Raw genomic sequence first — 15,856 nt, 5'->3', positions numbered from 1 at the left:
GGTATCGGCAGTGATAAACGCAGTGACTTAATTTGGTAAGTTCCATATTGAGATGGTACTAAATATGAAGATTTGGGGATACACACTCCATCCCTCGGGCTTACGCCCGGGGTTTATTGTGAGCAGTAGTTATAAAACCCCGTTTTGGTTGAGCAAAACGGGGTTTTGTATTGTTTTTTTATAACGCCCTTAATTTCCCTTCCCATGAGAGTGTTTCTTGCTTTGGGGCAGCTTTTCCTTTAGCGGCGTTGTTAAGTATATCATACGCTTGGCTGAATATGGACTTATCGGCCCAAGCAAGAGCGGCTTGGCCGTCTTTTGTTTTTGCCGTGATATTTTGCGGGCAAGCCTTTAATACTTTTTGTAATATTTTTAAGCCGTCCGGATTATTATTTTTGGTGGCTAATACAGCCATGTGCAACGGGGTTACCCCGTCTTTATCTTTCACGCAAGGGTCGGCCCCGCGTTCCAGCAAGCGGTTGGCGGCGGAGATTTTTCCGTCACGCAGTAAAATCATGAGTGCCGTGGCGCCCTCGTCATCTTTTTTGTTTAAGAACCGCTGGGCTTTGGTTCCAGGAGCTACCGGGCCTTCATTCATGGCGGCGTAGCCTACTTTTAACCCGCGGGCCGTTTCTAAAGAGAGGAAGCGGTTGAGCAGGCTGTCTACAAATTGGCTGTCAGCCGCATAGAAAAGCGCGGTGCGGCCTAATTTGTCCTCTTGGGCTATTTGCAACGGAGATGTTGCCAAAGAAAGCACTTTGTCTAATAATTCCTTGGGGCCAAATTCCGCCGCTCTCATTAAAAATTCTTTTTTAAAGAGTTGTTCCCGTTCATAACCCGATGTGGGCAGTTTATGGGTATAATTGGTTTCTACAATAGAAATGGTGTCTTTATATTGACGCATGAATTCCTGCACGCCATAGGCTTGGGCGGCTAATGCGCAAGTTAAAACAGCGGTACTGCATATCATCCATTTTTTTATCATCTTCTTTTTCCTCTTTTCCAATTAAAAAACCGGCTCCTTTTTTTCTTAGGAGCCGGTTTAATGTATATGTACAAAAAATTATTTTAAAATGTTCCGCTCCTTAATCCTTTTGCGTGTTTAAACATAAACATAGAATACGCAAAATAACGCACGCCCCCGGTAATTAGGGCGTGAGTGCGATTAATGTTTAGAGCGGTGTTTCTGTTCATGTATATTATTGTACTTAATTTTCGCTAATTTGTTGCAAATTTTTTTAAATTATTTTTACAACAGGCGTTTTACCGTCTGAAAAATAAAATTTTTACAAAGCTATGGCATCGCCTTTTTTTGGCTGCGGCGCTTGCGGGCTTGCTGGCGCAGGTTGCGGAAAGCGTCCAATTTAGTATAACGCAGCATGAGGCAAAAGTCTATTCCCACCATCACAAAGTTTAATACATACAGCCAAAAAACCCAGTCAAAATTATGCAAAATTTTATGAATCATTCCGCAAATATAGGCAAATTCAATAGTAATCATAAACAGGAAACTTTTGCCCGCTGCGGTTTTGGTGCGCAGCGAACGTGAAATATTAAACGGCCACGCCAAACCAAAACCCAACATCATTAACGCTTCAAAAATGCTCATATATTCCTTCTGTGGGCGGCCTTTTATGAGTTACCGGCCGCCTCATACATATATTTTATCTTTTTCATGCTCAGGCGGACAATTTATCTTCCGTCCGTGTAGGAGCGAAGGAGCGTTTCTTCTTTGGCCAAAGCGGAGCGGAACTGGTTCTGCAGCTGCGGAGGAAAACTTTTGAATATTTGTGAGGAAATAATTCCGCGCGCGAACGCCGTGCTTTGTTCATACGCCAATCTTTCTTTTTGGGCTTCCGGGGCAAAGGCCAGTTTAGGCTCTTGCAGGTAGTGGTATACGTGGCCGTATATTTCATGCGCCAACACAACAGCCAGCCGGGCGGTAATGTAATGCGCGGGGTGGTTTGTGGTAAAATCGTCCGTAGGAATAAATACCGTGTGAATATATTTTTTATCCGGAGTTTGTTGGGTAACGGTTAAACCGTTTGCTTTTTTTAAAGCCAGCTGGGCTTGTTTGCCTTTGGCCAGCTGGGCGGAAATATTGGCCCGCGTATCAAAAATAATTTGTACGGTGATGACATCCGGGAAAGCGGCTTGAGGTATATCTGTAAAATCGGGCGCTTGGGCATAGGGTTTTGCCATTTTAACCAATGCCAGCGCGCTGGCTACGGCGCTGAATTGTTCTTGCGGAAGAGTCTGCAAGCTGTTGGTGTGCAGGGTAAATAATTTAGGGGTATTTTGCACCGCCTGTTCTACTGCAAAAGCCGCCGGTTGGGCGGGGGAAAACGCAGCGTGCGCGGGAATAAGCGCCGCGCCGCAGGTGAATAATAAAAAAAGACACATTTCATATACTTACAGGGTAGCTGTTTAGATAGCGGATAAACAAGGGACAAAAGACCCAGCTTTACGCTGGGCCTTTGTGTTTTTATAAAGAAGCGATGTCTTTTTCCAGCGCGGCCACGTTGTCTTCCGTCGTGGCCCAGCTGGTGCAAACGCGTATGACCGTATGTTCCGCGTCCGGGTGGCCAAAATGGGCGATTACGTATTTTTCTTCCAATTTTTTTACCAGCTCGTTAGGCAATATGGGAAACTGCTGGTTGGTGGGAGAATTATACAGCAACGGAAACCCGGCCTTTTGAAACGCTTTTTTAATACGCGCGGCAAACTCATTGGCGCGGCGGGCGATGTTTAAATATAAGTCATCCTCAAACAAGGTTAAGAACTGAAGCCCCAGCAGCCAGCCTTTGGCCAGCATAGCCCCGCGCTGTTTAATATAATAACGGAAATCCGCCTGCAGGGCCGGGTGCAGTATCACTACCGCTTCCCCAAACAAAGCTCCCACTTTGGTCCCGCCGATATAAAACACGTCACACAAGGCTGCCAGTTCCGGCAAAGAGACCGTATTCTTTTTAGCGGTTAAGGCGTACCCCAGGCGGGCTCCGTCCACAAATAAAAACAGATTGTTTTTTTGGCACACTTCATGCAGCTCCTGCAGTTCCTGTTTGGTGTACAAGGTGCCGTATTCGGTAGGGAAAGAGATATAGACCATTTTAGGCTGGGAGGCGAATTCCGGATTGTCATCGGCGTAGTGGGCTTCACAGATTTGCTGCACTTGCGCGGCGGAAATTTTACCGTCTGTTGACGGTACGGAAATAATCCGGTGTCCGGTGGCCTCTATGGCGCCGGTTTCATGCACATTGATGTGCCCGCAATCGGCCGAGATAACAGACTGATAGGGTTTCAAAGCAGAAGCGATAACGGTTAAGTTCGTTTGCGTCCCGCCTACTAAAAAGTGAACGGCGGCCTGCGGGGCTTGGCATTTTGCGCGGATAAGGTCTGCCGCTTGGCGGCAGTAATGGTCTTCCCCATAGCCGGGGATTTGTTCCATATTGGTTTTAGATAAACGCTCTAAAATAGCCGGGTGAGTGCCCTCATTATAATCGCAATTAAATCGAATCATACTTTTCCTATGGGTAAAACTTTTAAGTTACAGGCTTCTTTCCTACTATATATATTATAGCTCTTTATGATATGCCTGCGCGGGCAAGCCATTAAAACAAAACGGCCCGCTGAACGCGGGCCGTTTAGAGCTGGGCTTTATTTAAAAACGCAACGCTCCCTGCGCTTTCACACCCCAACCTTCCATTTGCCCCCCTTCTACAAAACCGGAAAGGTTTGCCAAAAGGCCTTTGGCTTCATTATTGTAGTTGATCGCTAAAGTGGCGCGTCCGGTGGTGCCTCTTAAGGAAACGCCGTCTAAACGGTGGTTTTCCACTTCCGCCAGGCCTTGCCCGTTAAATTCATGCAACAGTTCCGCCTTGATTTGCGGGGCAAAATAACCAAAAGCCAGAAATTCCGGCTGGAAGTTTACCCCCAGGGCGCCCAACAAGCTGTCGCTGCCGGAAAGATAGATTTCTTCCCCCAGGTTGTCCGTTAAATCCTTGCCTTGAATATGTGTCCAACGCAGGCGGGCGTCCGCCCATAAAGAGGGGATAAACGCATACTGGGCGGCGGTTTGCAGGGAGGTGAACACGCTTTCATAATCAAAGCTGGCGCCCGTTTGGTAAGAGCCTCCATAGCTGGTGGTTTGCCAGCCTACGCGCGCGTCCGCCAGCAGACGTAAGTTTTCCGTTCCGTTCCAAGCGCCAAATAATCCGCCTGCCCAGGAGGAGGCGTAACTGTCGGAATGAACGGGATAGGTGTTATAATCCCCATACGCGTAACGGGCATACAGCCCGCCCAGCCAATCAGCCGTTTGGGTATACAAGCCGGCTAAAACGGTGGTGGCGTGCAGGCGGATGCCGCTGCCGGTTTCATGGGTGGCGTTTTCGTAACTGCTTTGCAGGAAGGTGCCGGTTTCTTGCCCGCTTTGTACGGCGTTGTTTAAGGCTTCGCTAAGCAGCCCGTCCCCGGCGTTGGCTAACGCCAATGCGGCCATGGCGGTTTGTACGTAGGTTTCCGCCCGCTGGGAAGAAAACCCGCCGGAAAGCAGCCAAGCGGTCCAGCCGTCCGCTTGCTGTTCCGGGGTTAACGCATAGGTATAAACGCCGGAGTCTACCGAGTGCAGCAAGAAAGAAGAATTTTCATCCGGAGTGCGTATCATAATGTGTCCGTTTACGTCATTAGTGCCTTGCACGTATACATCGGCTTGCGCTACGTCTTGCGCAAATGTAACTGATGTATCCGCCCCGGAAATAATATACGGCCGGTCAAACCCGCTTACGTTTAGTTCTTGCGCGCTTTGAAAGTTAAGCAGCGTCAGCTGGTTGTTTCCGCCTTCGCCCCCATAAACGGTGCCGGATATATCGCTTTTCCCCGCCAGGGTAACGGTGTTATTGCCGCCTTGCGCGGCGGACGCGGCGTACACGTCCCCAGTAACAGAAGAGTTGTTGATGATGACTTGGTTCCAGCCGGCGGTGGAGTTTGTTCCTTCCGCCAAGCCGCCGTATACACTGCCGTTCACTTGGGAATCCGTCAGCCATAAGCGGTTGTAATTGGCGGAGGTATAATCCCCCAGCGCGGCTCCGCCGTATGCGTTGCCGGTCAGGGTGGAAGAATCCAAATGCACCAAGTTGGCCCAAGCGGTGGAAAGAGTGGTGTCTGTTACGCCGTTGGGATTGATGTCGTCTTGCTGGGACACTAAGCCGCCGTATACATTGGCGTTGATTTGGCTTTCTGTGGCGGAAAGGGTGTTGGTGTCGGCTTGATAGCCGATGGCGAGGTCCTGCTGTCCTTGCGCCGTAAGCGTTTGCCGCTCATGCGCGGCCCAGCCCCCGGCCAAGGTGGCGGCCGTGGCGGTGGCGGCCGTCAGCGTGACGCGGTTGCTGTTGGCCCAGCCGCTTAAGTTTTTGGCGCCTGCGATTTCCGCCGTGCTGTTACCGGCAGTTGCCCCGGTTATGGTAAGGGTGTTGTTTTCGGCGGCGGTTTGCACCGTGTTCCAAGAAACGGTGGTATCGTTTACCTGTACACGGGCGTTAGAGATATGCGTTCCGTATACATTGCCTTGGGCGGAGGAACCGTCGGCAATTTCCACTAAATTTCCGCGCGCTTGCACACTGTGGCTTTGCGCCCCGTAAATATTACCCGTAACGGTGGAGGCGTTGTAGAGGCGAACGCTGTTGTTGTCTGCCGTGTTTTCTATGGTTTGCGGCTGTCCGCCGGCATAGAAAATATTTTGCCCAAAGGAAACACCATATAAATTGTCTGCGGTGGAACCTGTCAATAAAATACTGTTTCCGTTGGTGGTTAAACCGCCAAACGCGCCGATAACGTCATTTACTTGGGAAGAAGAAACAGAAACGGAGTTGTTGTTATTGGTGAGCGGGTCCGTAATGCTGGTCTCCCAGTTAGCGGCATAACTGGTAGCGCCTACAATCAGCCCGCTGACTGCGGAATTGGATACTTGTATTGAATTGCCCTCTAAATGGCTGCCCGCTAAATATAAGGAATAAGCCGAAACCAAGTTGTTCCCTATGCCGTTCTGAGAGTCTGTTATAATGATTTTGTTTCCGGAGGCTTCCCCGTTGGATATAGTTCCTCCGTAAATTGTGTAGAGGGATGCTTCCGGCGCCAAATCGCCGGCGGCTTGCACCCGGTCCGTCGCCATGCTGGAAAGCACATAAACATCGCCGTCCTGCTCATCATAACGGTGTTCCGCCTGGTAACCTGTCAGCGTGGTAACAGCCTCCAGCGGAGCGTCTTTGTTTACTTGGGAGCCGGTAATGGAAACTTCATTGTTATTGGCCTGAAGCCCAAAGGTGGATTGTCCCGCCACAATATTGCGGTTTACCGTAGAATTAGAAATAGTTATCGTGTTGTCGTTTGCGCTGTTGTATACCGCCCAACCGCCAACCACTTGCGCGTTATGCAGCGGGCTGTTGTTGTCTTGTATCGTGCTGCCGGTAATGATGACTGTATTGCCGTTGGCGTTTTGCTGGCCGTGCCCGGCAACAATTTCGGTAGAACCGCTGACGGTTTCCCCGGCGTAAGTAAGCGTTTGATTGCTGTCGTCATCCGGCAATGCCCAGGCGGGCAGCGCCAGACAGGAGAAAAGGCTGATTAATAAATAATGTTTTTTCATTATATAATCTCCTATATATGATTCTTTATTATAGGTTTTATTCCGCAAATATGCTATAGGTATTTTTTATATATAAAACAAAAATATTTTAATAATGTTTATTTATTATATTAAATTTATATTTTATCTTATTAAGCCGTATGTAAAAAATACCGGGAAAAAGCCAAAAGTTCTTTTCCCGGTATTTATAAAGGCAAAATTTGGAGGGTTTTAATGAGTTTGTGGGGATAATTCCAACCCGTGCAAAATGCGCCAAGCCGCAACGGTTTGGATATCTTTAGCCGTTTGATGAATTTGTTTTAATTCTTGGGCGGAGGGAGGTTGAGAAGACTCCGGCAACAGTTCCAAGGTGTCAGAAGACAATTCCCCTATAGCGGCATCATTTTCCCAATAATAGGCATGCAACGCCAAATTTTGGCCCAGCAGTAAACTTTGTCCTAAGGAATAATATTCCGTTCCTTTAGGAAGGACCAATTCCAGCACCGTGGCGGGTATATCCATGTGGCTGCCTGCGGCGTCAGCGGGAAGCATGCTTTGCTTAAGCCCTTTCCCTACAATTAGCAGGGGAACGGACAAACGCTCATATAGCGACGGGTTGGACTGCATGGTCCAGCGGTCGGCATGGTCTCCGGTGATAATGAACAGACTGTCCGGGTATTTTTGGGACATATCTTGTACAAACTGGGCGATGTATTGGTCGGCATATTGAAAATGCTGCAGCCTTTGGATAAGAAGAGCTTTATCCGCCGTTTCAGGTGGGATGAACTGCCCCATTTGTTTTTCATCGGGAATTTGCGGCTCTTGTTTCATATCCACCACCAGCGGGCTGTGGTTGGAGCTGGTAAGAATTAAATTAAAGGAAGGTTCTTCCGTAATATGTTGGGATACTCCTTGTAGGAAAGCCTTGTCTTCCACGCCCCACACGCCGCCGCTGCCGCCAAAATCGGCATAGTAGAAAGATTCATCTATTTGTTGGTTATTCATAAAAATGCCTACGTTTTCCCAAGATGGAAACCCACCGTAAAAAAAGCGCGTTTTGTACCCTTGCTTGCGCAGTTGGACGGACAGCGCCGTCTCATACGGCTGCTGGGCGGAGAGGCGGTTGGCGGTTAATAAATTAATTTCCGGCATGCCCAATAAAACGGATGTTAAACCAAACATAGTCCCATTGGAGGAGGGAAGAAAATGTGGGATAAAAATACTGTCGTAGTTTTTTCTTAACAAGTTAAGCCCTTGGGCAATGGGTAAATGGTTGTATTTGTCCAGCAAGGGCCAGAGCATATAGGTTTCTGCCACGATAACAAAAATATGGCGGGGTTTATCCATTTTGGGGCCGCCCGCTTGGTGCTGCAAAAGCGGGAGCAGCGAATCATGGTTATATTCTTTTTCTCCCATTAAACGGGCCGCGGCTTCTTTTACGGTTTGCGGAGTAAGGCCGTTAAAAGAATTGGTAAATTGCTTATAGATGCGGCTGGCTTTGTATAAGGCTTGTATGTCGTCTAATATGGCTTCGTTTAACAGGTGCTGGGGCATACGCGCGGCGTTTTTCCAGTAAATGGAGCCGTTATAGGTAAAACTTCCGCCTTTGCGCACAAAAACAGCAGTGGGTACCAGCAGAACGCAAATGCATAGCACCGCCACCCATTTGCGCTGAATAACCAGCAACGGGCGGGAAATGGGCATCGCTAGCCGCAGCCACCATTTAAAGCAGAATATAGCCACTGCCGCACACGCTAAAGCTCCTAAGGCGCGCCATACGGCGTGGTATTGCTGTATAGCGGTTTGCACAATTGCCCATACATCATCATGCAACGTGTTAAATACAAATGGGCCGAAGGCATTATTAAATTCATGATAATAAGGAATACGGCTTTGAAATAATAAAGAAAGCCCCGTTATACAAATACAGGCCCAAATAAAACGCATCCGCTGCGCTTGCCAGCGGGGATAAAGCTGTTGCAACAATGTGCCCAATACAAAAGAGGGCAGGAATAACGCGCCGGCTGTTTTTAGGCTGATGCGTAAACCGTACCACATCGTTAAGGCAATGTCGTTGGCGGAGGTATCGGGGAGGAGCAAGCTGTGAAAATTAATTAAAAAAGCGGCCCGATATATGGAAAGAAGAATAAGCAGAAAAAGAAAAAACAGGCAGTCTTGCGTGAAGTTAAAAATAAACGCCTGGTATCTGTCAAAAGTTGGTTTTTTGTGTTTGGATGTCGGCATGGTTTTCCTGCTCCGCATACCAGGGTATTAAAAGCAAACAAAAAATTTGCATTAGTAGGTACATTAGTATACCTAAAATGTATTCTACAAAAATAATGGAAAAATAACGCGTGGAAGAAAACAAAAAACCACCTGAAAAGGTGGTTTGAAATCTGCCCAGTATAGGGATCGAACCTATGACCTTTCCCATGTCAAGGGAACGCGCTACCGCTGCGCCAACTGGGCTTAAATCGGTTTAAGTACTTATCTATTATAGCATATTTGTTTTATGAAGGGGGGAAGGCCTTTCTTTATATAGTGGCTAAGTTTTTGATAGTATTATATAAAACCATGCCGGAAGAATAAAAATGAAACAATATCCCCTGGCTGTTTATCCCAGTACTTACAAATGTGTTTTACTCCTGTTGTATTCCATTCTGTTTTTTAGCCTTTGGTTGTTTGGGTTTACCCACCCTGGATTTTTTCATAAATGGTTGGAGTGGGGTTGTCTGGCCTTTTTTGTGGGTGGGGCGTTGGCTGTCTGCTGGTTTATGGCGTTACGGTTTTTACATAAACCGCTTATATGGATTTATCCGGACCGGGTGGAAAATTTTATGCCCATAAAGAACCGCTATGAAACAATAAATTTTGGAGAGATGGAAACCTTTTCGGTTATGCGTACGAGTCGTTTAGTATGCATTTTAGCGGTGTGCCGGAACCGTAGAGAAAAGGTTTTAAATGTAAACAGTGCGCTGGTGCGTAATATACACCCCGTATGTGACTTGTTAAACCGTATGCTGACTCTATATCGGAAATCTTCCGGTTCCGTTACAGACGCGGCAGAGCGGTGAACGCTCTGCCAATGCTTGTTTTGTTTGGCGGTGTAGCTAAAGAAAATCGGTCATTTATCAAAAACCCCCTGTTTTAGACAGGGGGTTTTATGGATAGCGAAAATACCGCTGGCGCGTTAACGGCCGGACGGGAGAAGAGGACAGATTCTTATTATTTAAACGACCAGCTGGTTCCCAGGGTGTTTTCTATAAATTCCAGTAAAGCGCGGTGTAAGAATATGCGTTTGTGGGTGCGCACGCACAGGATTTTATGCGGGTCCTGCTTGGAGGGCACATTTAAAAATACCTGCGTTACGCCTTTGGTCATATCCAAATAAGAGTTTAATTTTTGCAGTTGGTCTTTGGTGTATTTGGCGGGGAGTTCTATGGTAAACTCCTGCGCGGCGGTAGCCAGCAAATCAGTTACGGTGGTAACGGATTGCAGGTTCAGCTCACAGCGGGCGCTTTCATCATCTACGCGTATGTCTCCGGTAAAGTTTAAGATGGCGTTGGGGGCCAACTTGTGGGACATGCTTTCATACGCTTTTGCAAAAGCGTTTACGGGCAAAGAGCCGGTGCAGTCTTCTATCACAAACTGGGCCCACTCTTTTTTTTGTTTGTTTTGGCGCTTTTTAAACAGGGTGATGATACCCACCACATTTAAGTGCCCGCTGGCTCTGCCTTCCAAAATGTCAATAATGGGGGTGCATTTTAATTGTTTTAAATGCGGTTGGTATTTGGCCATGGGGTGTCCGCTGAAGTATAAACCCAGCACCTCTTTTTCATAATTTAGCAGTTCGCTTTGGGTAAGCGGGCGGACGTTTTTCTTTTCTTCTTTTTTCTTTACGCTCATGACGGAGGACAAGTCATCCCCAAACAAACTGGCGGCGGTGTTTTGTTTTTCTTTGGCCATCATGTGGGCCAAGTCCACGGCGTCTTCCATAGAAGCCAATAAAACGGCGCGGGCTTCTTTGGGGCCTTTATCCGGCATCAGGCTGTCCATGGCGCCGGCTTTGATTAAACTTTCTATGGTTTTTTTGTTTGCTTGGAAAATATCCACCCGGTTGCACAAATCGGTTAAAGTTTTATAAGGGCCGTCTTTTTCGCGCTCTTTTACAATGGAAATACAGCCCTCTTCCCCGGCGTTTTTAATGGCTTCCAGCGCAAAGCGGATGTATTCTTTTCCGTCTTTTTTCTCTACGGAAAATTCCGGCTGGGAGGCGTTGACGTCCGGCGGCAAAATTTCAAAACCCATGCTGCGGGCTTCTTCCAAATAAGTAACTATTTTATTTTCTTTATCGTCCGCGCCAATGGCGTTGTGGCCGATTTCGTTGGTTAATGCGGCGCACATAAATTCTATGGGATAATTCGCTTTTAAATAAGCGGTTTGATAAGACACCAATGCATAAGCGTACGAGTGGGATTTGTTAAACCCGTACCCGGCAAAGGCTTTCATCTGCTCGTAAATATGCTGGGCGGTTTTTTCCGGAATATTATGTTGTTTGCATCCTTCCACAAATTTCACGCCGAATTTTTCCATCACTTCCAGTTTCTTTTTACCCATGGCTTTGCGCAGGGTGTCGGCCTCGCCGGGGGTAAAACCACCCAGCTTTTTGGAAATTTCCATAATTTGTTCCTGGTATACCATACAGCCGTAGGTATCTTGCAGAATAGAAGCCAGCAGCGGGGTTTCGTATTTAATTTTTTCCTGTCCGTTTTTACGCCGCACAAACATATCCATCATGCCTGATTCCATAGGCCCCGGGCGGTATAAAGCCACCAGGGCGGACACGTCGCTGAATTTAGAAGGCTGCAGCTTTTTAATCAAGTCCCGCATGCCGCCGCTTTCCAGCTGGAATATTCCCAGCGTTTTGCAGGAGGAAAGCAAGTCATATGTTTTTTTGTCGTCCAGCGGGATATCGTTAATATTAAAATGGGGGTCATGGCGCTGGCGGATTAGTTTTTCCGCGTTGTCTATGACGGTTAAGGTGCGCAGGCCCAAAAAGTCCATTTTTAACAGCCCCAGGTTGGAGCACGGCTCCCCTTCAAACTGGGTGGTTACCGCGTCGCGCGCGCCGCGCGCCAAGGGCACGTATTCGGATACGGCGTCTTTAGTAATCAGCACCCCGGCGGCGTGTATGCCGGTATGGCGTTTTAAGCCCTCCAGCTTTTGGGCCATTTCAAAGAGGCGCTTGCTTTGGGGGTTTTTGTCAATTTCATTTTTTAGTTCATTGATTTCCAACGCTTTTTCCAACGTCATTTTTGGGTCATTGGGAATCATTTTGGCAATGCGGTTGGCTTCCGCCACCGGTACGCCCATGGCGCGGGCCACGTCTTTTAACGCCAGTTTGGCTTTCATGGTTCCAAAGGTGATGATTTGGGAAACCCGGTCATGCCCGTATTTATTGCGCACGTAGTCAATTACGCGTCCGCGCCCCGCGTCGGACATGTCAATATCCAAATCCGGCATGCTTACGCGGTCTGGGTTTAAGAAGCGTTCAAAAAGCAGTTTGTTTTGTATGGGGTCTACGCGGGTGATGTCCAAACTATACGCCACCAAAGAGCCGGCGCCCGAGCCGCGCCCCGGGCCGATGGGTATATCATGCGCGCGCGCCCAGTTGATAAAATCCTGTACGATCAAAAAGTAGCAGTCAAACCCCATGGTGATAATGACGTTAAACTCAAACTCCAGCTGTTTCCAGTATTCTTCCGGCACGTTGCCGCGCATTTTTTTGGTAAGGCCTTTGCGGCATAAATCTTTAAAGTATTCGGCGGAGTTGGGGTACTGGGGAGGTATTTCAAAATTGGGTAAAATAAACCCGTGTTTGGGAAACTGCAAATCACACTTTTCCGCAATGGCTAACGTATTGGCGCAGGCCTGTGGTGTGTGGGAAAAGAGCGCGCACATCTCATCGGGGGATTTGAAATACAGCTCGTGAGACATTTTCATGCGGCCCTGGTCCGCCAGTGTTTTGCCGGTGGCTATGCAGACGTGTACGTCATGCGCTTCCCAGTCCTCTTTCTTTTCGTAGTGGCAGTCGTTCGTGGCAACCAGTTCTATGCCGGTGTGTTTGGCTATGTCTTTTAAAACGGGGATGGATTCCACTTCCTCTTTAATGCCGTGGTCCATTAACTCTATATAATAGTTCCCTTTGCCAAAGATATTTTCATATTCTTTAGCCAACGCGCAGCATTGTTCAAAGGTTTTTTCTCGCGTGTATTGGGATAAAAACCCTTTTAAACAGCCGGAAAGACAGATAAGGCCTCCCGCATGCGCGGCTAAAAGTTCTTTGTCTATGCGGGGGTGATAATAAAACCCGTCCACCCATGCCAAGGAGTTGAGCTTCATTAAATTCAGGTAGCCTTCGTGGTTGCGGGCCAGCAAGGTTAAGTGGCCGGTGCGGGATTTGTCTTTCTCGGTATGTTTGCCTTCGGTGATATAAAACTCACATCCCACAATGGGTTTTATGCCGGCGGCGGTGGCGGACTCATAAAAATCCAGCGCGCCGTACATATTGCCGTGGTCCGTCAGCCCCATGGCTTTGATGCCCTGCTGCGCAAGCCCTTTCAGAAAACCGGAAGGCTTGTGGTTTTCTGATATGCGAAGCATGCCATCCAACAAGGAGTATTCGCTGTGGTTGTGCAGTTGGACAAATTCCGCCATAGTGTATCCTTTATTTGCTGTAAAAGGCCGTTGTGGGTGCAGCGCTGTATATAGGCCAAAGGCCCCGCCGGGGCCAAAATATTATAATATGAACTATATGAAACATTATAGTAAATTAAAAGAAACAAAAATTTCCAGCAAAACATTGTATAAAGGGGTATTAACGGTAAAGTTAGATGGCGTGCGCCTGCTTAACGGCAATACTTCTTCCCGGTTGTATTTAGATCACCAAGGAGCCAGCGGTATACTGCCTGTGGAAGACGGCCATGTCTATTTGGTGCAACAGTACCGTTATCCGGTAGGTTCCCCCACGTGGGAAATTCCCGCCGGAAAACGGGAAAAAACACAAACTTTTCTTGCCTGCGCCCGTGCGGAACTGAAACAGGAAACCGGGCTGAGCGCCAAACGCTTAAAACAAATTATGGTTTTCCACCCATGCAACGCATTTTCTAATGAGGTGCAGCATTTGTATTTGGCTACCGGGTTAACCCGCGGGAAAGACTGCCCGGACGCGGATGAGTTCTTAAATGTAAAGCGTTTCCCTTTGGCGACCGCGTACCGGATGATAGAAACCGGAAAAATTACAGACGCCAAAACCATTATTACCCTGCAGTGGTACCGGCTGCATTGTCCGCAGGAAGAGAAAACTGTATAAAAAAAGGCGTGTTTTTTTAACTTTTATTAGTTATACTATATAAAGCTTTTTGTTGTTTATTTTAATGTTGCGAAGTAGTGCAAGGAGGTCTCGTGAAAACCAATTGCATACGGCGTAAGCGTGCTTTTACGCTTACAGAGTTGCTTATTGTGGTAATCGTAATCGGGGTATTGTCCGCCGTTACATTGCCCAAATTCAACCGCGTGATAGAAAACCGCAAAGTGACGGAAGCGGAAGAGATGATGTCCGCGGTTCGTACGGAACAGGAAAGACGGTGTACGTTGGACCAACACTACACCATGGACTTTGGCGCATTGTCCGACGTAATCGCGTCCAGCAATACAAAGAACTATACGTACAGTTTGCAGTCTCAGGGGATATCCGCGCGCAGCAACGGCGGGGATTATACGCTTAAGATTTTGTCCTATGAAGACGGGAGCTATTGCTGCACGGGGGACGGGTGTAAGAAATTAAACAAGAACTACCCGGACTGCGCGACGCTGAGCTTTCCCGTGTCCAATTGTGCTGGGACAGAAGGGGAGACCACTCCTCCCGGAACGGAGCCTACGCCTGTGGAACCTGAAGAACCGGAATGTGTTGACGGGCAGGTAACCGGCAATGAAGAATGTAATGGCTGTGGTACCCGGACTACAAAGAAATGCGTAGGCGGGAAATGGGTAGACAGTTTAGGTACGTGTTCTAAAACGGTTGCCGAGTGTACCCCAGACCCTGAATGTGAAGGCACTCAGCCCGCGGATGCCGTAAAGCAGTGCGAATGCGGAACGGTAAAAGCCTCGTATAAATGCGACGCTTCCACCAACTACCAGTGGGTACAGGGAGCATTCCCCGAATGTCCCGCCAAGCCGGATGATATAACGGAAACGTGTTCAGACGGGAAGACGGTACGCACGAAAGCCTATAGTTGTGTAAACAATGTATGGACAGCTGGAGACTGGGATAAAGAATGCCCGGCAGCTTGCCCAGACGGTAAAGAATTGTGGAATGGGGAATGCGTCTGTCCGAGAGCGGTAGAAGAAGAATGCCATTCCCTGGGCGGTACGTTGGATGAAAATTGTGTTTGCCAAAGAGAATGCCCCGATGGAAAAGAATTAGTAAACGGAAGATGTGTCTGCCGCAGAGCAGTAGTTGAAAGATGTGAAGCGGAAGGCGGTACGTTAGATGAAAACTGCGAATGTCAAAAAGGTTGTGTAGATTTATCTTCTTGCCCTAACAGGAAGTGCGATACTAATGCGGAAGAAGATTGTAACCGTGCAGGCGGTACAATGGATTGTTCTTGTTCGTGTATAGCGGCAGAGCCTTGTACTCCGTTTACTCCTCCTGCCTGTGATAATGCGGATTCTAAACGGACTGCGTGCCAAAATTCCGGAGGCACCTGGTCTGACAGCAGTTGCTTCTGCAACTGCCCGGATACACATGCTTCCAGCAATGGTGTTTGCAAAAAATTGGGGTTAGTATGGGTCAGTCAAACGGATTGTGATTTCCATTCTCCCCAAGGCGGCACTCGGTGCAGCAGTTTTACCTGCAACCGCAGCACGATGGGAAAATCTTGCTGGAATGTGTCTACCGGTACCGGCGGAGGATGTGACCCGAACTTAGGCTGCACCACTTACTGTAAAGAAAACTATACATGTAAGGTGGTAGAGTAAAGGGCAGTTATATAGTTTGCTGTTAACGGTTTATATAAACCCCCCGCTTTTTAGCGGGGGGTTTTATAACTACTGCTCACAATAAACCCCGGGCGTAAGCCCGAGGGATGGAGTGTGTATCCCCAAATCTTCATATTTAGTACCATCTCAATATGGAACTTACCAAATTAAGTCACTGCGTTTATCACTGCCGATACC

The 15,856-nt window shown here is 48.0% G+C and carries 9 protein-coding genes and 1 tRNA gene; 2 read left to right on the top strand and 8 right to left on the bottom strand.

Annotation, left to right across the window (positions count from 1 at the left end; genetic code table 11):
• Positions 1-178 precede the first annotated feature (178 nt).
• From ACQY33_RS06685 to dnaE, 8 genes are all read right to left on the bottom strand, one after another.
• Entirely contained in the window at positions 179-985 is an 807-nt protein-coding gene (locus tag ACQY33_RS06685; protein WP_428075167.1) for an ankyrin repeat domain-containing protein, read from the bottom strand.
• 309 nt (positions 986-1,294) lie between these two features.
• Positions 1,295-1,609, bottom strand: coding sequence for a hypothetical protein (locus ACQY33_RS06680; protein ID WP_428075165.1), 315 nt, complete (start codon positions 1,607-1,609; stop codon positions 1,295-1,297).
• An 83-nt stretch (positions 1,610-1,692) separates the two neighbouring features.
• Positions 1,693-2,403 carry a hypothetical protein gene (locus ACQY33_RS06675; RefSeq protein WP_428075163.1) on the bottom strand — a complete coding sequence of 237 codons (711 nt, stop codon included), beginning with the start codon at positions 2,401-2,403 and terminating at the stop codon, positions 1,693-1,695.
• 82 nt (positions 2,404-2,485) lie between these two features.
• The gene (locus ACQY33_RS06670; protein ID WP_428075161.1) at positions 2,486-3,520 is read right to left on the bottom strand and encodes a threonine aldolase family protein; all 1,035 of its coding nucleotides are present in this window, start codon (positions 3,518-3,520) and stop codon (positions 2,486-2,488) included.
• 141 nt (positions 3,521-3,661) lie between these two features.
• Positions 3,662-6,640 (bottom strand): hypothetical protein, encoded by a 2,979-nt coding sequence (locus tag ACQY33_RS06665; RefSeq protein WP_428075159.1) that lies wholly within the window; start codon positions 6,638-6,640, stop codon positions 3,662-3,664.
• A 210-nt stretch (positions 6,641-6,850) separates the two neighbouring features.
• Positions 6,851-8,863 (bottom strand): LTA synthase family protein, encoded by a 2,013-nt coding sequence (locus ACQY33_RS06660; RefSeq protein ID WP_428075157.1) that lies wholly within the window; start codon positions 8,861-8,863, stop codon positions 6,851-6,853.
• Between the two features lie 153 nt (positions 8,864-9,016).
• A tRNA-Val gene (locus ACQY33_RS06655) sits at positions 9,017-9,088 on the bottom strand.
• A gap of 756 nt (positions 9,089-9,844) precedes the next feature.
• Complete coding sequence (gene dnaE / locus ACQY33_RS06650) at positions 9,845-13,336, bottom strand: DNA polymerase III subunit alpha (RefSeq protein ID WP_428075155.1); 3,492 nt, start codon at positions 13,334-13,336, stop codon at positions 9,845-9,847.
• Between the two features lie 97 nt (positions 13,337-13,433).
• Between dnaE and ACQY33_RS06645 the strand changes: the two genes are divergently transcribed.
• Both ACQY33_RS06645 and ACQY33_RS06640 read left to right on the top strand, forming a co-directional pair.
• Entirely contained in the window at positions 13,434-13,991 is a 558-nt protein-coding gene (locus ACQY33_RS06645; protein ID WP_428075153.1) for an NUDIX domain-containing protein, read from the top strand.
• Positions 13,992-14,083: 92 nt separating this feature from the next.
• Complete coding sequence (locus ACQY33_RS06640) at positions 14,084-15,658, top strand: type IV pilin protein (protein ID WP_428075151.1); 1,575 nt, start codon at positions 14,084-14,086, stop codon at positions 15,656-15,658.
• Positions 15,659-15,856 lie beyond the last annotated feature (198 nt).

The sequence above is a fragment of the Candidatus Avelusimicrobium aviculae genome (assembly GCF_949292495.1).
Classification (GTDB): Bacteria; Elusimicrobiota; Elusimicrobia; order Elusimicrobiales; family Elusimicrobiaceae; genus Avelusimicrobium; species Avelusimicrobium aviculae.
Note: the sequence above shows the minus strand (reverse complement) of the source record. Positions and strands in the feature narration are given on the sequence as shown.

Excerpts from the sequence above, each read along its gene's own strand:
- ACQY33_RS06670 (WP_428075161.1), bottom strand. The coding sequence starts at position 3,520 with ATGATTCGATTTAATTGCGATTATAATGAGGGCACTCACCCGGCTATT.
- ACQY33_RS06645 (WP_428075153.1), top strand. The coding sequence starts at position 13,434 with ATGAAACATTATAGTAAATTAAAAGAAACAAAAATTTCCAGCAAAACA.
- ACQY33_RS06665 (WP_428075159.1), bottom strand. The coding sequence starts at position 6,640 with ATGAAAAAACATTATTTATTAATCAGCCTTTTCTCCTGTCTGGCGCTG.
- ACQY33_RS06660 (WP_428075157.1), bottom strand. The coding sequence starts at position 8,863 with ATGCCGACATCCAAACACAAAAAACCAACTTTTGACAGATACCAGGCG.
- ACQY33_RS06675 (WP_428075163.1), bottom strand. The coding sequence starts at position 2,403 with ATGTGTCTTTTTTTATTATTCACCTGCGGCGCGGCGCTTATTCCCGCG.
- dnaE (WP_428075155.1), bottom strand. The coding sequence starts at position 13,336 with ATGGCGGAATTTGTCCAACTGCACAACCACAGCGAATACTCCTTGTTG.
- ACQY33_RS06685 (WP_428075167.1), bottom strand. The coding sequence starts at position 985 with ATGATAAAAAAATGGATGATATGCAGTACCGCTGTTTTAACTTGCGCA.
- ACQY33_RS06680 (WP_428075165.1), bottom strand. The coding sequence starts at position 1,609 with ATGAGCATTTTTGAAGCGTTAATGATGTTGGGTTTTGGTTTGGCGTGG.